This window comes from Bacillus sp. FSL R5-0712 (genome assembly GCF_038593285.1).
GTDB classification, from domain to species: Bacteria; Bacillota; Bacilli; order Bacillales; family Bacillaceae; genus Bacillus; species Bacillus safensis.
The window spans coordinates 1,052,012-1,076,242 of record NZ_CP151981.1; the positions used below are offsets into that span (position 1 = coordinate 1,052,012).

Consider the following 24,231-nt stretch of genomic DNA (forward strand, 5'->3'; position numbering starts at 1 on the left):
GGGACCGGATGAATGCAGCTGAACGGAAGTTGTATGAAGAAGCCATTCTTTTTCAAACACGTTTTTTAAGAAAACCTTCAAAGATCGAACGGTTTTCAAAAGGAGTTCAGCAGCAGGTGAACCGCCGAATTCCTGCCAGGTTTCATCAAGTCATCACAAGTGCAGTCAAAACAATGGTTGAATCCACCGTATCAGGATCACACTTTACTTCATTTTCAGTGATTGATGAACAATTATCTATTGTAGAACGAAATGAACTGGCAAAGGATAAAGTGAAGTATTACCAAAAGGCGGCTGCTATCGAAGGGGTTGGAACAGGTGCAGGCGGTTTATTCCTCGGAATGGCAGACTTTCCGCTGCTGCTGAGCATAAAGATGAAATGCCTTTATGAGCTGGCGTGTATTTATGGCTTTGATTTATCTCAAAAGGAGGAAAGACTCTTTTTGCTCTGTATATTTCAACTCACCTTTTCCAGCAGTGCACATCGTCAAAAAATGATGAAAATCATAGATGATTGGGAAACGAGCCGCGAGGAAATGGATTGGTACAGCTTTCAGCAGGAGTATCGAGATTACATTGATCTTGTAAAGCTGTTTCAATTAATGCCGGTCGTCGGAGCCGCTGTTGGCGGGGTGGCAAATCATCAGCTGACAGGACAGCTCGGAGAGGTTGCACGCCATGTGTTTCACTTGCGAATATTGAAAGAAATGAAATAGAAAAGCCGCTGATGACAGCGGCTTTTTTTATTCATTGTAGGAAAGAACGGCGTTAGCGAGTACCTTTGCTGCGATAGGCATTGCTTTTTCGTTGATATCAAACTTTGGATGATGATGTGGATACACGTCCTGGCTGTTTTCGGGCATGGCGCCTGTGTAGAAGAAGGTACCAGGGACATGCTGAAGGTAGTAAGCAAAGTCCTCTCCGCCCATTTGGGTTTCCGCTTCTTTTACTTCTGTGACACCTTCTGTCTGGTTTGCGATGCCAGCAATATATTCAGTCGGCTTTGGATGGTTTTTGACAGCTGGGTATCCTCTTACGTATTCATATGTGTAGGCAGCATCATGCATCTGGCATACCCCTTTTACCACCTGTTCAATTTCTCGTTCGATGATATGCCGTGCACTTTCTTCAAAGGATCGTGCAGTACCCGTTAAAACAGCTGAATCTGCAATAACGTTAAAGGCATTCTCCGCTACAAAACCTCCAACAGAAACAACAGCAGAATCAATTGGATTGACTTTACGTGCAACGACTTGCTGCAGGTTTGCGACGATTTGTGAACCGATGAGTACGGCATCTTTTGTTAAATGAGGCTGGGCGCCATGTCCGCCTTTCCCTTGGACTTGAATGGAGAAACGATCGGCCGCTGCCATAAAGTTCCCGCTTTTATAAAGAATCGTGCCACAAGGCTCTGAAGACCAAAGGTGCGTACCAAATATCACATCGACCCCGTCTAAACAGCCGTCTTCAATCATTGGTTTTGCACCGCCGGGAGCATATTCTTCTGCATGCTGATGAATGAGGACGATCTTGCCTTTTAATTGATCACGATGCGTATGCAAGACTTTTGCTAATACAAGAAGTGTCGCAGTATGCCCATCGTGACCGCACGCATGCATCACACCAGGCTTTGTTGATTTGTAAGGTACATCTTTTTCATCGTGGATGGGAAGTGCATCAAAATCAGCTCTGAGGGCAATGGTTGGTCCCGGAGAAGCTCCTTCAATAAAAGCGAGTACGCCATGACCGCCCACCTTGGTGCGCGTAGGTATTTGTAATGTATCATAGTAGCTGGCGATGAAAGCGGCTGTTTCCTCTTCCTGAAAAGAAAGTTCAGGATTCATATGGAGATGGCGTCTAATTTCAACCATTTCCTCATAATGTTCATCAAGACGTTCATTGATGCTTTTTTGTAAAGTGGATATTGTCATTGAATCGAAAACCTCCTTCATGCTCTTTTACTGATTGTATGGTAATTGTTAGAATCTTTCAACAGAAGAGGATTTCGTGGTCAGTATCCAAAGGTCATTTTACATAAAAGTCGAAGTTGATATGAAGCAGGGAAAGGGAGGAGTAGCGTTGGGAAGCTGTCCAAATTGTTCAAAAACATTTTCTTTCGTCGAAAAATTTCATTTATCACATACGAAAATGATGATGTGTCCAAGCTGCCGGCATCAAATCAAAGAAACCTTTGTCTCAAAAATGAGTTTTTTTATGATCTGCTTGATTCCACTATTGGTGCTGCTGATTCAATTGAAAGGTGCTTCACCTATGTTGAAGTGGCCGGTCTTATTAGGGTGGATATTGCTGAATTTCTATGTGCTTCAGCCGATCATTCATCGGTACGAGCTGAAATCAAGTTCATAAAATGAAGAGCCCAGGCGACTGGGCTTTTTTTGATGAAAAAAAGAAGTGCTGAGAGCAGCACTTCCTTAATTGTCTGTGACGGCATGGTAGGATGTGAGGTAAGCTGGACGAGAGAAAATGGAGCCTGTATCTTCGTGTGGCTGAAAGAATGCTTCTGATTCTTGAAAGTCTTGAAATAAGTCCTCTGATTCCCAAAGTGTCAAAATCAAATAAACTTCTTCATCTTTTTTAGGTCTTAAAACGCGAATAGCCTGGAAGCCGCGCTGATGTTCTGAGATGTTCGTCTTTTTCTGAAAGGTGGATTCAAACAGTGCTCTGCTTTCAAGCTTAACAGGGATATGATTCAAGGTGACGAAACCAGATTGGACAAGCTCGCCTTTCGCATAAATCACATCATAGGCATGAGGGGCTTTAAATACAGTCTCACCCTCCGTTTCATGAAAAAGAGCTGCTTGTTCTTTTCCGACCATATAAAGCAGATTTTCCAGATGGTGTTTCTTTGCGATTTTATGCAAAAAATCTGCTGTTCCATATGTAATATAGAAATTCATCTAAACCGCCTCCTGCTTGATAGTATAACAAAAGAATGATATATAATTCTTTGGCAGTCAATCCATAAAACATATTATGAAGCAATACATCCCATACTATCCGTATAAAGGAATGAGGTGACCTAATTTGAAGAAAAAGAAGATAATCATTCCATTAGTCATTGCAGGAAGTACAATCGTACTCTCATTCATTGGCTATCTGACGATTTTATTTTTAGGACATTATGTCATAGATGAAAAGAAGCTTGTTTTTCACGCTTCCTCCAAAATCATTGATCAGAATGGAAAAGAACTCACAAGCATGTATTCAGAAAATCGGGACCCTGTGTCATTAAAAGAGGTGCCTGATAAAGTAGCAAAAGCTTTTGTGGCTGTCGAGGACAAGCGTTTTTATGAGCATCACGGAATTGATGCACAGTCTATTTCAAGGGCGGTTTATCGAGATATATTAGCAGGAGGGAAGGTAGAGGGCGGCAGTACAATTACCCAGCAGCTCGCAAAAAATATTTTTCTCACAAATGATAAAACCTTTCTTCGAAAAACGAAAGAAGTCATTATTGCCATTAATTTAGAGAGAGATTATTCAAAGGATAAGCTGCTAGAGATGTATTTGAATCAGCTTTACTTTGGCCATGGTGTTTATGGTATTCAGGCAGCAGCCAATTATTATTTTAGTAAGGATGTGAAAGATTTAACGGTCAGCGAAGGTGCCACACTCGCTGCGATGCCAAAGGCACCATCTTCTTACTCGCCTGTTTTACACCCTGATAAAAATAAACAGAGGCGGGACACCATCCTGAATTTAATGAATGAACAAGGATATTTGTCTTCAACAGAAACAGTAGAAGCAAAAGGGAGAACACTAGGCATTCATTTAAAAAAGAAATCAGAAACGCCTTGGGTGGACAGCTATGTTGATCTCATTATTAAAGAAGCAGAATCAGAGTATGCCATTTCGCATGAACAATTGCTTCAAGGCGGCTATACCATTACAGTTCCGATTGATATGAATCTGCAAAAAACCGCTTATGATGCGATGAAGAACAACCGTTATTTCCCGGGAAAAAGCGGTTCTCCGGAAGGCAGCGCCGTATTCATTGATAACGAGTCTGGTGGAGTGAAAGCAGCCATCGGTGGACGAGAATATCAGGCAAGAGGTTACAACAGGGTGACAGCTGTTAGGCAGCCGGGATCTGTTTTTAAGCCGATCGCAGTCTACGGTCCGGCAATGCAGGAGAAAAAATTCAGACCTTATTCACTGCTTGAAGACAAAGAAAAAAGCTATGACGGCTATTCACCTAAGAATTACGATGGGCAGTATGAAGGCAGGGTCACAATGGTAGAAGCCCTCATGAAAAGTAAAAATACCGCTGCTGTGTGGACATTAAGCCAGCTGGGCATTGATACGTCGAAATCATATCTCGAGAAAATGGGGATAGATATCTCGGATAAAGGCTTAGCTATTGCGCTTGGCGGTTTAGAAAAAGGAGTTTCTCCATTACAGATCGCTGGAGCCTTTCATACATTTGCAAATGAAGGCGTATATAAAAAGCCTTTCTTTATTCAAAAAATCACCAATGATGAAGGAGAAACTGTAGAAAAGAATCGTAGTCAGCAAGAACGAGTATTTAGTGTGCAGAATGCTTGGAATATGACAAGAATGCTCCAGCAAGTCGTCAAGGGCGGAACAGCCCAGAGCGGTTCATACGCTGGAGATTTAGCAGGTAAGACAGGTACGACCACATATTCAGGTGTGAAAGGTGCAACAAAGGATGCTTGGTTTGCCGGCTATACGCCTAGTACAACGGGTGCAATTTGGATGGGGTATGACAAAACCGATAACAGCCACTATTTAACTGGAGGCAGTCAATACCCTGTACAGCTGTTTAAAGATATTTTAACAGCAGCTCAAATCACCAATGAAACGTTTGAAAAACCAGCGGGGATAAAAGAGCTTCAATCTCCTATTCATTTAGAAGGACTATCAGGATTTGAAGCCCGCTATGCGTTTAAAATCAAAGGCTTGTTTACATTAGAGCTGTCTTGGGACAATCAGGAGGATAAACGCATTGAATACCGCATCTATGAAAAGAGAAATGGAAGCGAGACGCTGATCGACACAGTGACAGGCGTGGACAGCTATACAATGCCGTATGCCAATGTATTTTCAAATGCAGAGTATAAGGTTGTTCCATATAATACCCAAACGCAAGAAGAAGGAGAAGGCAGTCCATATGTCAAGCCAGAGGCTTTTGGACGTTAATATTCGGCGATTTTTTGAACATTGAGCCGCTTTAGTATACCGTGCCTTGAAAAAACGGTATAGTAAAAGCAGGTTTGAGCCTTGTACAAAAAGAGAGTATAAGGCGAAAGGTGGAATGAAAGGTAATGGGAAAAACGAAGGTTTTTAATGACACGTTCTTAAAGGCGTGTAAAGGGGAAAAAACAGACCATGTACCAGTGTGGTATATGAGACAGGCAGGACGCTCACAGCCTGAATATCGTGCCCTTAAAGAAAAATACGGGCTATTTGAAATTACGCATCAGCCAGAGTTATGTGCTTATGTAACAAGACTTCCTGTAGAACAATATGGTGTAGATGCCGCTATTTTATATAAAGATATTATGACCCCGCTTCCGGCTATTGGAGTGGACGTAGAAATTAAAAATGGAATTGGACCTGTGATTGATGCACCGATTCGATCTAAAGCAGATATTGAACGTCTTGGGGAACTTCATCCTGAAGAAGACCTGCCATATGTGCTTGATACCATTCAGCTTTTAACGAAGGAGCAGCTGAATGTTCCGCTTATCGGTTTTGCTGGCGCACCATTTACGATGGCAAGCTATATGATTGAAGGCGGTCCATCTAAAAATTATCATAAAACAAAGGCGCTGATGTACAGTGATCCTGAGGCGTGGATGCTGCTCATGAACAAGTTAGCTGATATGACGATCACGTACATACGTGCGCAGGTAAAAGCCGGGGTCAGCGCATTTCAAATTTTCGACTCATGGGTTGGTGCTTTAAATGCAGCAGATTACCGGACATTCATTAAGCCTGTCATGCAGCGAATTTTCACGGAGCTGAAGTCTGAAAACGTCCCAATGATCATGTATGGAGTTGGTGCAAGCCATTTAGCGAAAGATTGGCATGACCTGCCGCTTGATGTGGTTGGACTGGATTGGCGTATGAGTGTAGACGAAGCAAGAAAAGAAGGGCTCACAAAAACGTTACAGGGGAACCTTGATCCAACTATTTTACTTGCTCCTTGGGAAGTCATTGAAGAGAGAGCAAAAGATATTTTAGATCAAGGAATGAAATCAGATCACTTTATCTTTAACTTAGGTCATGGGGTATTTCCAGATGTTTCACCAGATACGTTAAAGAAGCTGACAGATTTTATTCACGATTATTCAGCGACACATAAAAAATCATCCATCTAAACTATTTCAAATGATCTGAAGGAGTGTTGGTTGTGGAGAAAAAGAAAATGGGACTTCTTGTCATGGCATATGGCACCCCATATAAAGAAGAAGATATTGAGCGTTATTATACACATATTCGCAGAGGCAGAAAGCCGGAGCCAGAGATGCTGCAAGATTTGAAAGATCGCTACAAGGCAATCGGCGGTATTTCTCCTTTATCAAAAATTACCGAACAGCAGGCAAATGGTTTGTGTGATCATTTGAACGACATCCAAGACGACATTGAATTTCATGTCTATATTGGCTTAAAGCATATTGAGCCGTTCATTGAGGATGCAGTTGCAGAGATGCACAAGGACGGCATCACAGAAGCAGTGAGTATTGTTCTTGCGCCCCATTTTTCAACCTTTAGCGTAAAATCGTATAACAAGCGTGCACAAGATGAGGCAGACAAGCTTGGCAATCTGAAGATTACGTCTGTGGAAAGCTGGTACGATGAGCCGAAGTTTGTGGACTATTGGGTGAAACAAGTGAAGGATACGTATGCATCAATGAGTGATGAGGAAAGAGAATCAGCCGTACTCATTGTGTCTGCACACAGCCTTCCTGAAAAGATTATTGCAGCAGGAGATCCATATCCTGATCAGCTCGCACAATCTGCCAAAATGATTGCAGAAGGTGCAGGAATTGAACATTATGAAATTGGCTGGCAAAGCGAAGGCAACACGCCTGATCCATGGCTTGGACCAGACGTTCAAGACTTAACACGGGACCTATTCGAACAAAAAGGCTATAAAACGTTCGTATATGTGCCTGTTGGGTTTGTCGCTGACCATCTTGAAGTGTTATACGACAACGATTATGAATGTAAAGTCGTGACAGACGAAATCGGTGCAGCCTACTATCGACCAGAAATGCCAAATGCGAAACCAGCATTTATTGATGCCCTCGCAACTGTCATATTAAAGAAGCTTGACGAAAGCAAGTAATTATATAAAAGAAGGCGATCCTATGCATGACAATCAAAAACACCTTGTCATCATTGGCGGTGGCATCACTGGTTTAGCCGCCGCCTTCTATTTGGAAAAGGAAGTCGAAGAAAAAGGTCTTCCCATTCAAATATCTCTTATTGAAGCGAGCCCTAGGCTAGGTGGAAAAATCCAAACATTATATAAAGACGGCTACATCATTGAACGTGGACCTGATTCATTTTTAGAAAGAAAGGTCAGTGGACCGCAGCTGGCGAAGGATGTGGGTCTCGCAGATCAGCTCGTCAATAATGAAACAGGGCAGGCGTATGTACTAGTCAATGAAACCCTTCACCCGATGCCAAAAGGCGCTGTCATGGGTATTCCAACTCAAATCAGCCCATTCATCACAACCGGTCTTTTTTCAGTTGCAGGAAAAGCGAGAGCCGCTATGGATTTCGTTTTGCCAAAAAGCAAGCAAACAGAAGATCAGTCGCTCGGTGAATTTTTTAGAAGACGTGTCGGTGATGAAGTAGTTGAGAATTTAATCGAACCTCTTCTATCAGGCATTTATGCAGGTGACATTGACCGTCTCAGCTTAATGTCCACCTTCCCGCAGTTTTATCAAACAGAACAAAAGCATCGCAGTTTGATTCTTGGGATGAAAAAATCACAGCAGCATGCGAAAGCGCAGCAAGTGACAGCGAAAAAACAAGGGCAGTTCCAAACGATCAATCAAGGACTTCAAGCGCTTGTTGAAGCAGTAGAAAGCAAGCTCAAGCTGACAACGATTTATAAAGGGACAAAAGTGAAGCAGATTGAAAAAACAGATGGGGGCTACGGTGTGCAGTTAGACAGCGGTCAAACGCTTTTTGCTGATTCAGCCATTGTGACAACTCCGCATCAATCGATCTATTCCTTGTTTCCAAAAGAAGCGGGGCTTGAGTACTTGCATGATATGACATCTACTTCTGTTGCAACGGTTGCACTCGGTTTTAAAGAAGAGGATGTTCATAATGAATATGACGGTACTGGTTTTGTCATCTCAAGAAACAGTGATTTCTCTATTACAGCTTGTACGTGGACGAACAAAAAATGGCCGCATACAGCTCCTAAAGGAAAAACGCTATTGCGTGCTTATGTAGGGAAGGCTGGCGACGAATCAATTGTCGAACAGTCAGACCATCAAATCGTCAGCATTGTGCTGGAGGATTTGAAGAAAATTATGGATATTAAAGCAGATCCAGAACTGACAACAGTGACTCGCTGGAAGACGAGCATGCCGCAATATCACGTCGGTCATCAAAAAGCCATTTCGAACATGCGAGAAACGTTTAAGCAATCATATCCTGGTGTTTATATCACAGGTGCTGCTTTTGAAGGTGTCGGAATCCCTGATTGCATTGATCAAGGAAAAGCTGCCATTTCAGAGGCTGTATCTTATCTATTTTCATAAAACAAACTCCCTTTTCTATCAAGGAAAGGGAGTTTTTCATGTTCGAATAATTCAAAAAGAGTGGTGAATCATAAAAGTGAACAAAGTTGTTGCATCTGGAGAAAAGGATATGGTATATTACTTTCTGTACTTAATGACCAAAACGTTCAAATAGTCATTTTGGGAGTGAGATCATGAGTGTTGATAGGAGACAAATGATTTTAGACGGGGCTACGAAGGCATTTACTCAATTCGGGTATAAAGCCACCACAATGGACCTTGTGGCGAAGCTTGCCAACGTTGGAAAAGGAACCATTTATACCTTTTTCAAAAACAAAGAAGAGCTGTTCGATGAAATTTTTACATCCCTTTTAAGTGAGATGAGGAAAATTGCGGATGAAGCAATGGATGAGGAGAAAAGTTTCTCTGAAAACCTTCATTTAGCACTCTTTGCAATATTGGAATTTCGAAAAAATCATCAGCTCACAATCAAAATCTTTCAGGAAAATGCGAAGCTTGGCACGTCAGCGGTCAAGGAAATGATTGAGAAGATGGAGCAAATGATCATTCGCTATATTAAAACGAAAGTAAAAGAAGCGATTGATAAAGGCGATATTAAGCCATGTGATCCTGAATTGACTGCATTTGTGATGGTGAAACTATATATTGCACTTATTTTTGATTGGGAAAAGCGATACGAGCCTTTAACAAAAGAAGAGGTGGCCGAGTCGCTGGAGCTTTATGTACTCAAAGGACTTTTAGCAGCAAGATAATTTTTTTTAAGTTCAAATGACCAAATTCTAAATTTAGTCATTCATCTATGGGAGGAAAACAGCAATGAATTTAATTCGGAATCAATGGAAAGACATTGTGACGAGCAAAAAACTACTGATCCCGATTTTCGCTGTCTTATTTATTCCGCTGATTTACAGCGGTGTATTTTTAAAAGCGTACTGGGATCCATATGGTACAGTTGATCAATTGCCTGTAGCAGTTGTCAACTTGGACGAAGGCAGTCATTATGACGGAAAAACACTGCATGTCGGCGATGATTTAGTGAAGGAATTAAAGAAAAATGATAATTTCAAATGGAACTTTGTCGATAGTGAAGAAAAAGCCTTGAAGGGATTAAATAACGAGGATTATTATCTCGTCGTGGAAATACCAAAGGATTTCTCGAAAAATGCAAGTACAGTCCTTGATAAACATCCGAAAAAATCGAATCTGAAATATTATACGAATCCAGGCGCCAACTATGCGGCGTCACAAATTGCGAATAATGCCATTATCAAATTAAAAGATTCGGTTTCAAAGGAAGTCACAAAAAATTACGCAGAGGTCATTTTTGATAACTTCAAAACGATTGCAAAAGGCTTAGATCAAGCAAGCGATGGTGCGAAGAAAATTGATGACGGAACAAAAGATGCAAAAGATGGCAGTAACAAGTTAAAAGAAAATCTAGCAAAATTGGCTGAAGGAACGTTAACCTATAGCGAAGGTGTTCATCAGTTTGCTGGTAAAATGGGTGAACTGAACACAGGGATACAATCTCTTGACAGCGGTCTTGGCCAGCTCTTAACAGGCTATCAAACCATCGATCAGAAATTTGGAGAGCTTGGTACAGGGATTGATACATTGACTGAAGGGCTAAACACAAGCCGCGAAGGTCATCAGCAGCTCGCTTCTAAAATGCCGCAATTTACAGCGGGTATTGAGCAGCTAAACAACAAAGCACAATCTTTTTCAGAAAAAATTGAAGCAGTAGAAAAAGTCTTGTCGTCACCAGAATTAGCGAATCTTGAAAAGATGGCGCCTAAACTTGATCAGGTGAAAAAAGACGCAAAAACGTTTAGTACAAAACTGGCTTCATTAAAAGAAGCGTTATCGAATCGAGATGCTAAAGTAAAAAGCATCATCCAAAACAGCTCAATGACAGATGAAGAGAAAAAGGCGGCAATGGATCAGCTTGACAGTCTGCCTAAAATCGAACTGCCTGATCTGTCTGGACTTGAACAAAGCTTAGCAGCCTTGCAGGAACTGCCTGATGCTAGTGAGGTTCAATCTGCGGTTGCTTCTGCAAAAGCTCAGCTGCAGCAAGTCAAACAGCTGCCAAAGAAAACGGAACAGCTGTACACGTCTACAGTCGCGATACAAAATGCGATTGATCAAATGACATCTGGTACGAATAAATTGTATCAAGGTGCACTGAAGCTCCAAACAGGTCAAGGCCAATTACAAGATGGTCTGCAAACAGCAAATGGAAAGCTTGATACAGCGAAAAGCGGTGCAGATAAGCTTGCGAATGGTTCAAGCCAGCTTAGTGCAGCGTTAAATAAGCTGGAAAGTGGTTCAACGAATATCCAAAGCAACACATCTAAGCTTGCTGAAGGCTCAAAATCACTCGATAAAGGATTGGGAGATTTAAAGAGCGGTACAGGTAAGCTGTCCGATAAATTAAAAAGTGCCGCTGATGAAACAGGAGAAATTGATGCGGGTCAAGACAATTACAATATGATTGCGAGTCCCGTGAAAACAGAAAATGATACAGCGAAAAAGATCAATAATTATGGTACAGGGCTCACACCTTATATTTTATCGATGGGACTCTTTGTAGGGGCTCTCATGCTCACTGTTGTATTCCCAATGAAAGACCCTGCTGGACGCCCTAGAAATGCGTTTGAATGGTTTTTCAGCAAATATAGTGTGCTCCTCTTTGTCGGTATCCTGCAAGCAGTCATTGCAAGCTCCATGCTCATCTTTGGGCTTGGTCTTGAGGTGGAAAGCCTCTGGCGCTTCTATCTCTTTGCGATTATCGTCAGTCTGACATTCTTAGCGATCATTCAGCTGCTGGCGACAACTATGGGGAACCCAGGACGCTTCATTGCCGTTATTATCTTGGTTCTTCAGCTCGCAGCAAGTGCTGGTACATTCCCGCTTGAGCTTGTGCCGAAATTCTTCCAAGTCATTCATAGTCTGCTTCCAATGACGTATACCATCAACGGATTTAGAACGATCATTGCAAGCGGTGATGACAGCTATTTATGGCACCAGGCAGCGATTCTTGGAACAGTTGCGATCATCATGATGGCAGCAACAACAGCATACTTTGCTTGGAACGTAAGAAAAATGAAACAGGACGAAGCTTAATCTATGAATCCTTCCTCTTTATAGAGGAAGGATTTTTCATTTGAAATTAGACATCTCGAACCTGAAGCGATATATTTTAAGAAGAGATGCTGAAAAAGGCATACATGGAAGGAATTGCTTTCAGACAAAGGAGGAAATGCCGAATGACAACTGAAGTAAACGAAACCGTTCAGCTGATTCAAAAGCTCGTATCAATCCCAAGTCCATCAGGCAATACAGAAAAAGTGATCGGCTTTGTTGAACGTTTTTTACAAGATTTGAATATTGAGACAAAACGAAATCGAAAAGGCGGATTAATTGCCACCATCAAAGGGACAAATGACAAAGAACACCGCATGCTGACAGCGCATGTTGATACGCTCGGTGCGATGGTTAAGGAAATTAAATCAAATGGACGGCTTCGTCTTGCACTCATTGGAGGCTTTCAATATAACTCAATTGAAGGCGAATATTGTGAAATTGAAACAGCATCAGGCCATACATACACAGGGACCATTCTTATGCATCAAACATCCGTACACGTCTATGCGGATGCTGGAAAAGCGAAACGAAATCAAGAAAATATGGAGATTCGTCTCGATGAAAAGGTGAAAAATGCAGACGATATCAAAGCACTTGGCATTCAAGTAGGGGACTTTATTTCATTTGATCCGAGAGTGGAAGTGACGTCTTCAGGGTTTATTAAATCAAGACATCTTGATGATAAGGCAAGTGTTGCGCTGCTTTTGCGTCTCATCCACCGGATTCAAAAGGAAAAGATCACATTGCCGCATACGACGCATTTCTTAATTTCCAATAATGAAGAGATTGGCTACGGCGGCAACTCGAATATTCCAGAAGAAACAGTGGAATATCTAGCTGTAGATATGGGTGCGATCGGTGACGGTCAATCAACAGATGAATATAGTGTATCGATTTGTGTAAAGGATTCGAGCGGCCCTTATCACTATGGATTACGCAAGCATTTAGCTGCATTAGCAGAAGAGAACAACATTGATTACCGCCTTGATATTTACCCTTATTATGGCTCTGATGCATCAGCAGCCATTAGAGCAGGGCATGATATCATTCATGGACTGATTGGTCCTGGTATAGACTCCTCGCATGCTTTTGAAAGAACACATGAAGATTCACTTATCCATACAGCGGATCTCCTTTACTACTATGTTCAATCACCATTAATCACAGCATAAAAAAAGAACCCCTGATAGATGGGGTTCTTTTTGATTAGCTTGAAAGCTGTGTTGGCTCAGGTGCCTCTTGTCCAGTCATCACACGATGTCCTTTTTCAGGGTCATACTGCCCTTCCCATTTAGACATGACAACAGCTGCAAGTGCATTTCCTGTTAAGTTTACAACTGTCCGCGCCATATCCATGATACGGTCCACACCTGCAATAAATGCAAGACCTTCAGCAGGTACACCGATCGTTCCTAATGTCGCGAGTAATACAACAAATGAAGTACCAGGAACGGCAGCCATTCCTTTAGATGTAACCATCAGCACAAGAACTAGTGTAAGCTGCTGGACGATCGTAAGGTCAATGCCATATACCTGTGCAAGGAAAAGCGCAGCAATGGCTTGATACAAGACGGAACCGTCCAGATTAAATGTATAACCGATTGGGATAACGAACGAAACAATGCCTTTTGGACATCCGATGCGCTCCATTTTATCCATGACTCTTGGTAAAACTGTTTCAGAGCTGGATGTACTAAAGGCAAGAAGCATTTCGTCTTTCATGTAAGCAAGAAATCTGAAAATATTGACGCCAATCATCTTTCCGATAATTCCGAATACAACGATAAGGAAGAGAGCGAGCGCAAAATAAACAAGACCTACAAGCTTACCTAATGAAATAAGAGATTCAAGACCAAATTTTGATACGGTCACACCAATGAGTGCAAATACACCAAATGGTGCAGCTTTCATCACAACATTGACGACATGGAACATGGCATGTGATACACCTTCGAAGAAGGCGAGCACTGGTTTACCGCGTTCCCCAATCGCTGAAACGCCAAGTGCAAATAGCACAGTGAAGAAAATAATCGCAAGCAAATCACCTTCCGCCAATGATTGGAAGAAGTTCGTTGGAACGATATGAAGGAACGTATCAGCAACTGATTTGCTGCTTTGCTCTTTTTCCGTTTCAACATATTGGCTAATATCTTGTTTTTCTGCATGTCCAAAGTCAACGCCTGCACCAGGTTGTACAAAGTTTGCAAGGACAAGACCAAGGACAATCGCAAATGTTGTGATAATTTCAAAATAAAGAATGGTTCTAAAACCTAGTTTCCCTACTTTTTTACCATCACCCGCACCTGCAACACCTAAAATTAAGCTGGATACGACAATTGGTATGACAATCATCTTGATGAGTCTTAAGAAGAAGTCTCCAATTGGTTTTAAGTATGTCTCGACACCTGGGTTACCGAAAAAGATTGCCCCAACAACGACACCGAGAATAAGACCGATTAGGATTTGAGTAGCCAATCCAAATTTTAATTTTTTCATAGATTTCCTCCCTAACATATTCATTAAAGGAATATTCCCATCATATTAAGTTTTAATATATGAATTAAAGTATAACTAAAATTAAAGAGGTTCGTCCACGATAAAATTATATTAAGAAAATACAAAATTGTTAGAAAAAATAGACATTTAGAACCCCCTTCATTGCTTCGAGTCAATAAAAAGTGTCTTCAGAACTAAAACTCATCATATGAAAATACTAAAAAACCCTTTTGTGACAGGGGTTTTACCTTTTTACCTATTTTTCAGAAAAAATAAAAAGCACTTTTGACTCCAACTGACGAAGGAGGAAAAAAGTGCTTTTTTATTCAATTTATTTCCTTATTTAAGATAACTTACTTGTGAGCATTCCTCACATTCATTACCATAACACTCGTGCTGTTCCATTAAATCATTTCCACATTTTGTGCATTTTTTTGAGGGCAAATTTCTAAAAAACTCTGTGATTTTTCCTAGCATTTGTCATCCTCCTATAAGTTTTGTTGCTATTATTGTATTATAACAGATTAATAATTGTCAATCTGTTTTGTAACAATAGGCAGGAAGAATGCTTTTTTCATGAAAAATGGGTATATTGTAAGAAGGGGATTTTTAGAAAAGGAGGGAAAAATGACGATGAAATTAACCGTAATTGGATGCTATGGAGGGTTTCCGGCAGCTGGTGAAGCGACATCAGGCTACCTTTTTGAATCAAATGGCTTCAGGCTTCTTATAGACTGCGGAAGCGGTGTTCTTTCAAAGCTTCAGCAATACATTGATATAGAAGAACTAGATGCTGTTCTCCTTTCTCATTATCACCACGATCATATTGCAGATATCGGACCACTCCAATATGCGAAGCTAGTGGGATATCATTTAGGAAAAAGCAGCGGCCCGCTTCCGATCTATGGACATACTGGTGATCAAGAAGCATTTGGACGGCTTTCTGATGATGTACATACAAAGGCAAAGCCTTATCAGCCGGAAGAAGGGATTCAACTCGGACCCTTTCAAATTGATTTTTTGAAAACGGTTCATCCAGCAGAATGCTATGCGATGAGAATTCAGGTAGAAGATGCTGTGGTCGTGTATACAGCAGACTCAAGCTATCAGGAGGCATTTATTCCATTTAGCAAGGGGGCAGATCTGCTCATTGCCGAAAGCAATTTTTACGCTGGACAAGATGGATCAGGTGCTGGACATATGAACAGTACGGAAGTAGGAAAGATTGCAAAGGAAGCAAATGTTGGGGAACTCATCATCACCCATCTGCCCCATTTTGGTCGTCATAAAGACCTAGTCAATGAAGCACAGGCGTTATATACTGGCAGTATACAGCTTGCCCATTCAGGGCTTAGATGGAACAAGGAAGGAAGATAGAGATGCTGTTTATCGATAACGAACAACATTATGATCCAATGATTAATTTGGCAATTGAAGAATATTGCTTAAAATATTTAGATCCAGAAGAAACGTATTTGCTGTTTTACATTAATCAGCCGTCGATCATTATCGGAAAGAACCAAAATACAATAGAAGAAATCAACACAAAGTATGTGGAAGACAACGGAATCAAAGTCGTGCGCCGCTTATCCGGCGGTGGTGCAGTTTACCATGACAAAGGGAACTTAAACTTCAGCTTTATCACAAAAGATGATGGAGACAGCTTCCATAACTTTAAAAAGTTCACAGAGCCAGTCATCAAAGCGCTTGAAAAGCTGGGCGTTAAAGCTGAATTGAGCGGCAGAAATGACATCATGGCAGATGGACGTAAAATTTCTGGAAATGCCCAGTTCGCAACAAGAGGACGTATTTTCAGCCATGGCACACTTCTATTTGATTCAGAAATTGAACATGTCGTTTCGGCTTTAAATGTGAAAAAAGAAAAAATTGAATCAAAAGGCATCAAATCGATTAGAAGCAGGGTTGCCAATATTAGTGAACTGATGGATCAAAAAATGACAACAGAAGAATTTAGAAAAATTCTTTTAAGCTACATTTTTGATACAAATGGGGACGTGCCTCAATATCGCCTGACTGAAAAGGATTGGGAAAAGATTCACGAAATTTCTCGAGATCGCTATCAAAAATGGGAATGGAACTACGGCCGTTCACCGAAATTTAATTTGCAGCATTCTAAGAGATTCCCTGCAGGCTCCATTGATTTGCGATTAGAAGTGAAAAAAGGGATGATCCAGGATTGCAAAATCTTTGGTGATTTCTTTGGCGTAGGGGATATTGCCGATATTGAAAAGCGGCTCATCGGACAGCAATATGATCGTAAAACGATCAGTGATGTCTTAGAAGATATGGATATGCGCCACTATTTCGGTAACGTATCAAAAGAGGATTTTCTTGATTTGATTTATTAATTGCGGGAAAGCACGGCTAGAGATAGCAGTGCTTTTTTGATTGAAGGAAATGAAAGCGATTTACATTTGATCTTGTGGATTTTTTCGATTGTCTATTATAATAGAAAAGAGGAATGTTCGGCCATAAAATGAATGGTCATTCATTCATTGATGACATGTAAGGGGTGGGAGAATGGATTTGATCAAAAATCTTCAGCAGACGGCGATGACGAAGGGAGAAAATATCGCACTGATCTTTGAAGGAAAGAAGTGGACCTATCGAGAGCTGATGACAAGTATCGAGCGTTTTGCAGATGGATTAGTCAACGAAGGGTTTCAAGCTGGGGATCATATCGCGCTTATTTTAGGAAATTCACCGCATTTTGTCATTTCTTTTTTTGGCGCATTAAAGGCAGGGCTTGTCGTTGTACCTATTAACCCAACGTATACACCTAGTGAAATTGGATATATGCTCATCACAGGCGATGTGAAAGGTATTGTGGCGCCTGAACAGCTTCTGCCAGTTTACGAGCAGGTGTATGAGCAGCTTCCGTCCATTGAAAGAGTCATTATTTGTGCAGAAAATGAATCGGCGTGCAGATCAAGCTTCAAGGAAGTATCTGATCGACTTGTTTTCTTTGGAAAACTTGTGTCAGGTGCTGCGAATGAAAACGTACATCCTTCCATTCAGCCAGATGATACTGCTGTTATTTTATTTACATCTGGCACGACAGGAAAACCAAAAGGTGCCATGCTGACTCATTTCAACCTTTATTCAAATGCCAGAGATGTCGCTGAGTATTTATCGATTGATAAAAAGGACAAGGTTATTGCCGCTTTACCAATGTTCCATGTATTTTGTTTAACAGTCTGTATGAATGCACCGTTGATTCATGGTGCGACGATTTATGTCTTGCCGCATTTCAGCCCGTCAGAGCTTTTGCGCATGATGGAAAAAGAGAAGCCAACGCTATTTATTGGAGTGCCCACCATGTATAACTATTTGTACCGTCAGGAGGGGCATGAGGGAGCGATGTCATCCGTGAGAATCTGTATATCAGGTGGTGCCTCAATGCCTGTTGCCTTACTCCATGGCTTTGAGAAAAAATTCGGTGTTACGGTCCTTGAGGGCTATGGGCTATCAGAGGCATCTCCAGTGACTGCATTCAATCCTCTTGACGGAAAAAGAAAACCAGGTTCTGTCGGGACTGACATTATGAATGTGAAGAATAAAATTGTGAATGAACTAGGAGAAGAAGTCGGTCCAAATGAAGTCGGAGAGCTGATAGCAAAAGGGCCAAACATCATGAAAGGCTATTATCAAATGCCAGAAGATACAGAAGCTGCACTAAGAGACGGCTGGCTGTATACTGGCGATTTGGCGAGAAGAGATGAAGAAGGATATATTTATATTGTCGATCGGAAAAAGGATATGATTCTTGTTGGCGGTTATAATGTTTATCCAAGAGAAGTAGAAGAAGTACTCTATCAACATGAAGCTGTAGCAGAAGCCGTTGTCATCGGTGTGCCAGATCCGAACACGGGAGAGGCAGTCGTCTGTTACATTTCCCCTAAGAAACATGCTCACATCAATCAAGAAGACATCATCACACATTGTTCACGCTATTTAGCAAAATATAAGCAGCCCCAAACGATCCATTTCATAGATGATATTCCTAAAAACACAACAGGTAAAATTTTAAGAAGAGCGCTAAGAGAAAAGTATCAAGCAGAAGAAAGTAAATAAAAAAAGGGGGTCTCTGATGAAGAGACTCCCTTCGCATGTAGACAAATCCTCGCAATTCAAAGTTTTCTCTCAAAGATCATTTTAGCTCTTTTGAATGGCTTCTTTTAACTGTCTCTGAAAAGAATTCGACTGTTTTTGATTCAGTTCATAAAACGTTCCATCAACTAAAAAAACGACCTGTGATCGGTTGGTCCAAAGCTGGAAGGTGGTGCCGTTTGTTCGTCCGAACATCACCTTGGCGATATAATCGGGCTTTTTTAAATTTTTCTTGAGATGATTGCTTGTTTGTTTGCCTTTATTTAATTCTTCGATTAAATCTTCTACTGTGTCCTTATCATCTATTTCATAAGAGATGGATTCATTCGCAGGTGAGAGCAGCAATTTTTCAGCTCGATTCTCATCAAAGATTTCGCTCGTCCGGCTGAACACATAAAAGAAGGTAATTAATAAAAGTCCAAAAATCACAACTCCTGCAAGGATTTTCTTCATTTTGATCCTCCAACTTACTGTTTTACATGTAGCTTCCCCGATTTTTGAGTCGCATAATCATTTTTTTCGCGAAAGCTTTTTCTGATGGGGCATGCTATGATGGAGCCACATGAGACAGGTTCTAAACGAAAAAATGCATGACTAGAATAGAGAGAGGGATGGAAAGGAGGCTGACCTGTGCGAGTACGTAAATGGATGGCTCTTGCAACGGTAGCATACATATTGTACGGTCTTTTTATTTATTCGTATCTGTTTCTAATGGGGGATTCATCGGTACCTGAAAGTGTAAAAGGGACAAGTGCAGATCCGCATACCTTTATGACAAGTCATGAGCTTGTAATCAGCGAGAATTTCTCGAACATACGGAATCTGCTGTATTTCATAACCATCCCATTAGATTGGTATGTCTTTTTCCTTTTGCTCATTTCAGGGTTTTCACGGAAAATAGCAGATTGGAGCCTGGCAGCAGCTCGTTTCAAGTTTTTAAGCAAACTTGTGTATGTGTTTGTGCTGTCACTTCTAACAATGATCATTTCATTGCCAATTAAGTGGATTGGCTATCAGCTGTCTTTGCACTACGGAGTATCTGCACAAAGTACGGCAAGCTGGTTGAAAGATCAAACACTGGATTTTTGGATTCAATATCCGCTCCTTGCCCTTTGTGCTATTGTGTTCTTTTGGCTGATTCAAAAGAGAAGAAAACACTGGTGGCTGTATGCGTGGTGTTTGACAGTCCCAGTTACGCTGTTTCTCTTCTTTATACAACCGGTCGTCATTGATCCGTTATATAACAATTTTTATCCACTAAAGGATCAAGCTCTAGAGAAGAAAATATTAACGCTGGCAGACAAAGCGCATATTCCGGCAGATCATGTATATGAGGTCAATATGTCTGAGAAAACGAATACGATGAATGCTTATGTCACAGGAATTGGTGAAAATAAGCGTATTGTCTTATGGGACACAACACTGCAAAAGCTGAAAGACCAAGAAATTTTATTTATCATGGCGCATGAAATGGGACATTACGTCATGAAACACGTCTATATTGGATTAGCAGGATATTTAGTGCTGTCATTGGCCGGATTATTTGCAATCGACCGTCTTTATTTTTATCTTTATCAAAAAGGAGCAGCCACATTTCGTCTCAAGGTGTCACACGACATTGCTGCTCTTCCGCTTCTTTTAATCATCGTATCGATGCTGTCATTTGCAGCTTCACCTTTTACAAATGCAGTGTCAAGGCATCAAGAACGGGCAGCCGACGAATATGCGGTGAACATGACAAAAGACGGGGAGGCAGGCGTAACGTCTTTTCAAAAGCTTGCAAAATCAGGGCTGTCCCAGGTAAATCCACCGTTTTTAGTGAAGATCTTCCGCTATGGACACCCAACCATGATGGAGAGAATCATGGATATGGAAAAAGCGGCGGAAAAAGAGAAAACGCCGAAAAAGCAGTAATAAATAAAATCCGGCTGGATCAGCCGGATTTAGATTGTTGACAAAGGGCTAAAATGATCTTGATTCTAGCTCTTTGTCTTCTTTTCAGCGTGATAGAAAACCTTTGAAGTCTAGGAAGGACGAGTACCGGAGCGGAGCGAATTGAGCATTCGTGAGCACCGGCACGCAGGACTGACACCGAATGCGAGGGTTTGTCTACGCGCTGAATCCGGCTGGATCAGCCGGATTTTTTTATCACACTTGGTTAGTTAGAAGCAGCTTGAACGTTGATTAACCCTTTTCCATAATAGAATGAGTCACCAAGCGGTGTCGCTGTATTTTCTAAGCGCTGGCGAACCTGTGAATTTGTTAGGTTCGGGTTTTTAGAAAGAATAAGCGCTGCTGCTCCTGCTACATGAGGAGACGCCATAGATGTTCCAGTATAAGAAGTGTATCCACTGCTTGGCACTGTACTTAAAATAGAAGTACCAGGTGCAGAAACATCTAATTCAGGACCTGCGCTAGAAGATGAGTTTCTGACATTGTTACTGTTTACATTGGCAACAGCAATTGTAGACTCGTATTTGGCTGGATAGCCAACTGTACTTCTAGAGCCACTAGAGCCTGAATTACCTGCGGCGGCAACAACAACGACTCCGCGGCTGTTTGCTGTATCAACGGCATTTTTAAGTGCTGTTGAACCGCTTGCTCCGCCTAAACTCATATTGATGACATCCATGTTATTGGCTACAGCCCATTCAATACCGCTAATAATCCAGCTGTATTGTCCGTCGCCATTGCGGTCTAATACTTTCACAGCATATAGGGAAGCGCTTGGAGCGACCCCAAGAACACCAATTGTGTTATCAAGGGCAGCAATGGTTCCAGCTACGTGAGTTCCATGTGATTGAAAGTCTTGGGTGGCATTTGGCTCTGAAGGGACGAAGCTCGCACCGCCTGCAACATTTAAGTCAGGGTGTGCAGCGTGGATTCCAGTATCAAGGACAGCTACTTTGACATTAGCACCTTTATAACCTTGAGCGTGTACAGCTGGAGCTTTGATTTGAGGGATTCCATAAGGGACGGTTTGTGCATATGCTTCTGCTTTATGGTCTTCTTCTACGTAAGCAATGCTAGGGTCATGTTCAAGTTTTTTGGCGGCTTGTTCGGACATTTTCACTTGTGCAGCATTAATGAGGCGGTATTGTTTTTCTAGTTTTCCACCATTTTGAATGACAGCTTGTTTCTTAGAGCTGTTTGTGGTGGCAGAGGCTTTAAAACCAACAATATAGCTTTTTTCACTATCTGTTTTGGAGACCGTCTCGGCATTTGCCATGGAGCCTCCAAACCCTGCTGAAAACAGAAGAGGGACAGCCAATAAAACACTTGTCATCACATTTTTCTTTTTCACGCACATTCCACATCCCTTTTTCTTATTTCAGAATAATCATCCGTAGTCTATAAGAATGATCCGTTTGATTATTCTGTATATTCAGTTTAAGGGAAGTAGGCAAATAAGAGTAGACCCGAATTTTTGTGAAAGTCCTAGCGAAAATTGGGGAATTAAGTCACTTGGAACTGGTGGTAAAATATGTTTATTCTATCATTTCAGCGATGATCTATTAAAAAGGGAGTGTGCTTTTTTTCTCATGATCCATTTCCGGTTAAATATTCGATACTCGAAAAGCCATAAAATAGGTAGAATCATCTAGCATCTATTTCGAATTTCGATATAAAAAAATATTATTTTATCATTGTTTTTGCCATAAAAAAGAACCTGCTAAGATAACAGGCTCTTTAAGAAGGGGCGGTTTGAGTTAAATGGCTGACCACGTTGTAATCACGGACCTTCCATTTACCATCTGACCATTCCACATAATTTAAGCAAGCATTAACAAGTCTCGTGTTCTGTAGACCCATATGTTCATCAGCCAAAGTGGTGAGTAAAGCATGGATAGCAGCGCCGTGAGCCACGATCAGGACATGTTGATCTGGATAGGCGGCTCTGACTTTCTCAATACCTTCCAGCATTCGGTTTTGAATCGTCTCAATTGGTTCCATATTTGGATATTGTTTATCTGGAAACAGCTTTTGACGCTCCTCAAACGACATGCCTTCAGCGTCACCATAATCTCGTTCTATAAAATCATCCATGATGACAAGTGGGGCATGGACATGATTTAAAATCAAGTGTGCCGTTTCTTTTGCCCTTGTTAGTGGACTGGAAATGACAACATCCCAATGGACATCCTTTAAGTAAAGTCCAGTTTGTTCAGCCTGCCATTTACCTGTGTCGTTTAAAGGGATATCTGTTCGTCCTTGAATTCGTTTCGCTGCATTCCAATCTGTTTCCCCGTGTCTGACTAGGCAAATTGTTGTCAATCAAATCCCGCCTTTTCTATCTTTTCTTCTATTATACTAAAGCAGAAGAAAAAAGACTGTATTAGCGATTTGTCAGGCTTGTTAAGGATTCGACGGAGCTTGCAACTTGAGACACCGTTTGTTTGACTTCCTTCAATTCGTTAAGGAAGGTCTGAAGGTCAATCTCAATTTTTCCGTTTTGGTTTTTGCTTAAGTTCATGCTGCTGACGATATCATCAAAGAGTGAATTGATTTGTGTCATTTTTTCTTTACTGTCTGTCACAAGTAAATTCACGTCCGCAATGTGCTGAGAAACAATGGCGATTTGTGAATTAGTATTGTTGACAAGTTCGGATACAGTTGAAACCGTTTTCTTGGTGTCCTCTGATAATTTGCGTACCTCGTTTGCAACGACAGCAAAGCCTTTTCCATGTTCACCTGCTCGTGCAGATTCGATTGAAGCATTTAAAGATAACAAGTTCGTCTGCTCTGCAATGCCTGTGACAATCCCAAAGATTTGTTCAATTTGTTTGGCGATTTCTTCAAGGCGTTTAATTTCTGTTTCAATCTTTGTCATGCTGCCATCAATTTGGTTCATTTGTGTTTGCTGAATTTCTAATTCTTTTTTACCGCCGATTGATTTTTCTTCAACCTGGGCTGAAATTTTTGTTCCAGCTTGTGACATGTCCGCCATCTCATCCGATTTTGAGACAAGCTTGTCGACTGCACTTGTTGTGTTTGAGAAGAGCGAAGCAAGCGAATTTGAAGTCTCTGTGATTTTTGTATGAAGCTCCTGCTGCTGCTCTTCTGCTTCATCACGAATTTTAGAATATTCATTTTGGAATGTATCTAGGACAAGCTGCTGCTCTAAATTTAAAATTTTCGTCGTCGCTTTGACCGCTGTCTGATATTCTTTGAAATCTTGGATATGGTTAGCGAATAAATCCATAATGGATAGCAGAAGGTCTTGGAATGCTGCCATGTACCATTTAGGCTGGAGTCCAATCCGTAAATGAACTTGCGCGATTTTAATGCGTTTTGCCACATAGGCTTCGTCAATCACACCTGCAAACATTTCGCTAATATGAATGCGGAGTGTTTTTTTCAAACGATCGACAGAACTATTGTCTTGAATGATATGCATCAAGGAAGATTCGACTTCTAAATTTTTATAAAACTTATCAACAATATGTGCAATATCATCCTGAACAATTGGATTGAGCTGTTTTAATATCAATAGGTCATGCTGCGTCAGGTCAATCATTTTGATTTGTTTGGCGATGTCCGTATTGTTCGAGAAGTTGATTCGTTTTATCCCATCATCCTGCTGTGTGAAAAAAGCAGTGTTTTTTCTTTTCGGTTCTTTTTTAAATAACAATGTGTTTGTCCCCCCATAATCATCAAAAATATCAGACTTTATGTTTTTTATCGG

At 41.1% G+C, this 24,231-nt stretch carries 21 protein-coding genes; 13 read left to right on the top strand and 8 right to left on the bottom strand.

Features of this window, described 5'->3' with window-relative positions:
* Window positions 1–8 precede the first annotated feature (8 nt).
* A complete protein-coding gene (locus tag NSU11_RS05135; RefSeq protein ID WP_342493825.1) occupies window positions 9–716 on the top strand; it encodes an EcsC family protein in 708 nt (235 codons plus the stop codon).
* A 27-nt stretch (window positions 717–743) separates the two neighbouring features.
* Here the strand turns inward: NSU11_RS05135 and NSU11_RS05140 are convergent, their stop codons facing one another.
* Entirely contained in the window at window positions 744–1,931 is a 1,188-nt protein-coding gene (locus NSU11_RS05140; RefSeq protein WP_024425461.1) for a M20 family metallopeptidase, read from the bottom strand.
* Between the two features lie 148 nt (window positions 1,932–2,079).
* Between NSU11_RS05140 and NSU11_RS05145 the strand changes: the two genes are divergently transcribed.
* Window positions 2,080–2,367, top strand: a complete 288-nt coding sequence (locus NSU11_RS05145; RefSeq protein WP_225315487.1) for a hypothetical protein — start codon at window positions 2,080–2,082, stop codon at window positions 2,365–2,367.
* A 65-nt stretch (window positions 2,368–2,432) separates the two neighbouring features.
* Here NSU11_RS05145 and NSU11_RS05150 read toward each other — a convergent pair whose 3' ends face one another.
* Entirely contained in the window at window positions 2,433–2,918 is a 486-nt protein-coding gene (locus NSU11_RS05150) for an antibiotic biosynthesis monooxygenase (RefSeq protein WP_024426559.1), read from the bottom strand.
* Window positions 2,919–3,045: 127 nt separating this feature from the next.
* Between NSU11_RS05150 and NSU11_RS05155 the strand changes: the two genes are divergently transcribed.
* The 7 genes from NSU11_RS05155 (at window position 3,046) to NSU11_RS05185 (ending at window position 13,090) form a co-directional block, all read left to right on the top strand.
* A complete protein-coding gene (locus NSU11_RS05155; protein ID WP_061109627.1) occupies window positions 3,046–5,181 on the top strand; it encodes a PBP1A family penicillin-binding protein in 2,136 nt (711 codons plus the stop codon).
* A 125-nt stretch (window positions 5,182–5,306) separates the two neighbouring features.
* Window positions 5,307–6,365 (top strand): uroporphyrinogen decarboxylase, encoded by a 1,059-nt coding sequence (gene hemE / locus NSU11_RS05160; protein WP_056766086.1) that lies wholly within the window; start codon window positions 5,307–5,309, stop codon window positions 6,363–6,365.
* Between the two features lie 32 nt (window positions 6,366–6,397).
* Window positions 6,398–7,336 (top strand): ferrochelatase, encoded by a 939-nt coding sequence (gene hemH, locus NSU11_RS05165; RefSeq protein WP_342493826.1) that lies wholly within the window; start codon window positions 6,398–6,400, stop codon window positions 7,334–7,336.
* A 22-nt stretch (window positions 7,337–7,358) separates the two neighbouring features.
* Window positions 7,359–8,771: a protoporphyrinogen oxidase gene (gene hemY, locus NSU11_RS05170; protein WP_332284658.1), complete on the top strand. Its 1,413-nt coding sequence runs from the start codon at window positions 7,359–7,361 to the stop codon at window positions 8,769–8,771.
* 173 nt (window positions 8,772–8,944) lie between these two features.
* Entirely contained in the window at window positions 8,945–9,523 is a 579-nt protein-coding gene (locus NSU11_RS05175; protein ID WP_024426555.1) for a TetR/AcrR family transcriptional regulator, read from the top strand.
* Window positions 9,524–9,587: 64 nt separating this feature from the next.
* Complete coding sequence (locus NSU11_RS05180) at window positions 9,588–11,897, top strand: YhgE/Pip domain-containing protein (protein ID WP_197172757.1); 2,310 nt, start codon at window positions 9,588–9,590, stop codon at window positions 11,895–11,897.
* A 143-nt stretch (window positions 11,898–12,040) separates the two neighbouring features.
* Window positions 12,041–13,090 carry a M42 family metallopeptidase gene (locus tag NSU11_RS05185; protein ID WP_024426553.1) on the top strand — a complete coding sequence of 350 codons (1,050 nt, stop codon included), beginning with the start codon at window positions 12,041–12,043 and terminating at the stop codon, window positions 13,088–13,090.
* Between the two features lie 34 nt (window positions 13,091–13,124).
* On the opposite strand, the gene NSU11_RS05190 is transcribed toward NSU11_RS05185, so the two are convergent.
* Both NSU11_RS05190 and yhfH read right to left on the bottom strand, forming a co-directional pair.
* Entirely contained in the window at window positions 13,125–14,414 is a 1,290-nt protein-coding gene (locus tag NSU11_RS05190) for a cation:dicarboxylase symporter family transporter (protein ID WP_024425470.1), read from the bottom strand.
* 339 nt (window positions 14,415–14,753) lie between these two features.
* Entirely contained in the window at window positions 14,754–14,891 is a 138-nt protein-coding gene (gene yhfH, locus NSU11_RS05195; protein WP_008359029.1) for a protein YhfH, read from the bottom strand.
* A gap of 156 nt (window positions 14,892–15,047) precedes the next feature.
* Here yhfH and NSU11_RS05200 point away from each other — a divergent pair, with 156 nt between their 5' ends.
* From NSU11_RS05200 to NSU11_RS05210, 3 genes are all read left to right on the top strand, one after another.
* Entirely contained in the window at window positions 15,048–15,791 is a 744-nt protein-coding gene (locus NSU11_RS05200; RefSeq protein ID WP_171464126.1) for an MBL fold metallo-hydrolase, read from the top strand.
* Window positions 15,792–15,793: 2 nt separating this feature from the next.
* On the top strand, window positions 15,794–16,783 hold the full coding sequence (locus tag NSU11_RS05205; RefSeq protein WP_024425472.1) for a lipoate--protein ligase: 990 nt from the start codon (window positions 15,794–15,796) through the stop codon (window positions 16,781–16,783).
* A 172-nt stretch (window positions 16,784–16,955) separates the two neighbouring features.
* Window positions 16,956–18,509 carry a fatty acid--CoA ligase family protein gene (locus NSU11_RS05210; protein WP_149125800.1) on the top strand — a complete coding sequence of 518 codons (1,554 nt, stop codon included), beginning with the start codon at window positions 16,956–16,958 and terminating at the stop codon, window positions 18,507–18,509.
* 81 nt (window positions 18,510–18,590) lie between these two features.
* Here NSU11_RS05210 and NSU11_RS05215 read toward each other — a convergent pair whose 3' ends face one another.
* On the bottom strand, window positions 18,591–18,998 hold the full coding sequence (locus tag NSU11_RS05215; protein ID WP_024426550.1) for a hypothetical protein: 408 nt from the start codon (window positions 18,996–18,998) through the stop codon (window positions 18,591–18,593).
* 195 nt (window positions 18,999–19,193) lie between these two features.
* On the opposite strand from NSU11_RS05215, the gene NSU11_RS05220 reads away from it, so the two are divergent.
* The gene (locus tag NSU11_RS05220) at window positions 19,194–20,459 is read left to right on the top strand and encodes a M48 family metallopeptidase (RefSeq protein WP_175579108.1); all 1,266 of its coding nucleotides are present in this window, start codon (window positions 19,194–19,196) and stop codon (window positions 20,457–20,459) included.
* Between the two features lie 244 nt (window positions 20,460–20,703).
* Here NSU11_RS05220 and NSU11_RS05225 read toward each other — a convergent pair whose 3' ends face one another.
* From NSU11_RS05225 to NSU11_RS05235, 3 genes are all read right to left on the bottom strand, one after another.
* Window positions 20,704–21,849 (bottom strand): S8 family peptidase, encoded by a 1,146-nt coding sequence (locus tag NSU11_RS05225; protein WP_025093353.1) that lies wholly within the window; start codon window positions 21,847–21,849, stop codon window positions 20,704–20,706.
* Between the two features lie 386 nt (window positions 21,850–22,235).
* Window positions 22,236–22,820 carry a histidine phosphatase family protein gene (locus NSU11_RS05230; RefSeq protein WP_025093354.1) on the bottom strand — a complete coding sequence of 195 codons (585 nt, stop codon included), beginning with the start codon at window positions 22,818–22,820 and terminating at the stop codon, window positions 22,236–22,238.
* A gap of 61 nt (window positions 22,821–22,881) precedes the next feature.
* The gene (locus tag NSU11_RS05235) at window positions 22,882–24,177 is read right to left on the bottom strand and encodes a globin-coupled sensor protein (protein ID WP_151039249.1); all 1,296 of its coding nucleotides are present in this window, start codon (window positions 24,175–24,177) and stop codon (window positions 22,882–22,884) included.
* Window positions 24,178–24,231: the final 54 nt, after the last annotated feature.

Coding starts and splice junctions, on each gene's coding strand:
- NSU11_RS05135 (WP_342493825.1), top strand. CDS start 9: ATGAATGCAGCTGAACGGAAGTTGTATGAAGAAGCCATTCTTTTTCAA.
- NSU11_RS05140 (WP_024425461.1), bottom strand. CDS start 1,931: ATGACAATATCCACTTTACAAAAAAGCATCAATGAACGTCTTGATGAA.
- NSU11_RS05150 (WP_024426559.1), bottom strand. CDS start 2,918: ATGAATTTCTATATTACATATGGAACAGCAGATTTTTTGCATAAAATC.
- hemE (WP_056766086.1), top strand. CDS start 5,307: ATGGGAAAAACGAAGGTTTTTAATGACACGTTCTTAAAGGCGTGTAAA.
- hemY (WP_332284658.1), top strand. CDS start 7,359: ATGCATGACAATCAAAAACACCTTGTCATCATTGGCGGTGGCATCACT.
- NSU11_RS05175 (WP_024426555.1), top strand. CDS start 8,945: ATGAGTGTTGATAGGAGACAAATGATTTTAGACGGGGCTACGAAGGCA.
- NSU11_RS05180 (WP_197172757.1), top strand. CDS start 9,588: ATGAATTTAATTCGGAATCAATGGAAAGACATTGTGACGAGCAAAAAA.
- NSU11_RS05185 (WP_024426553.1), top strand. CDS start 12,041: ATGACAACTGAAGTAAACGAAACCGTTCAGCTGATTCAAAAGCTCGTA.
- NSU11_RS05190 (WP_024425470.1), bottom strand. CDS start 14,414: ATGAAAAAATTAAAATTTGGATTGGCTACTCAAATCCTAATCGGTCTT.
- yhfH (WP_008359029.1), bottom strand. CDS start 14,891: ATGCTAGGAAAAATCACAGAGTTTTTTAGAAATTTGCCCTCAAAAAAA.
- NSU11_RS05200 (WP_171464126.1), top strand. CDS start 15,048: ATGAAATTAACCGTAATTGGATGCTATGGAGGGTTTCCGGCAGCTGGT.
- NSU11_RS05205 (WP_024425472.1), top strand. CDS start 15,794: ATGCTGTTTATCGATAACGAACAACATTATGATCCAATGATTAATTTG.
- NSU11_RS05210 (WP_149125800.1), top strand. CDS start 16,956: ATGGATTTGATCAAAAATCTTCAGCAGACGGCGATGACGAAGGGAGAA.
- NSU11_RS05215 (WP_024426550.1), bottom strand. CDS start 18,998: ATGAAGAAAATCCTTGCAGGAGTTGTGATTTTTGGACTTTTATTAATT.
- NSU11_RS05220 (WP_175579108.1), top strand. CDS start 19,194: ATGGCTCTTGCAACGGTAGCATACATATTGTACGGTCTTTTTATTTAT.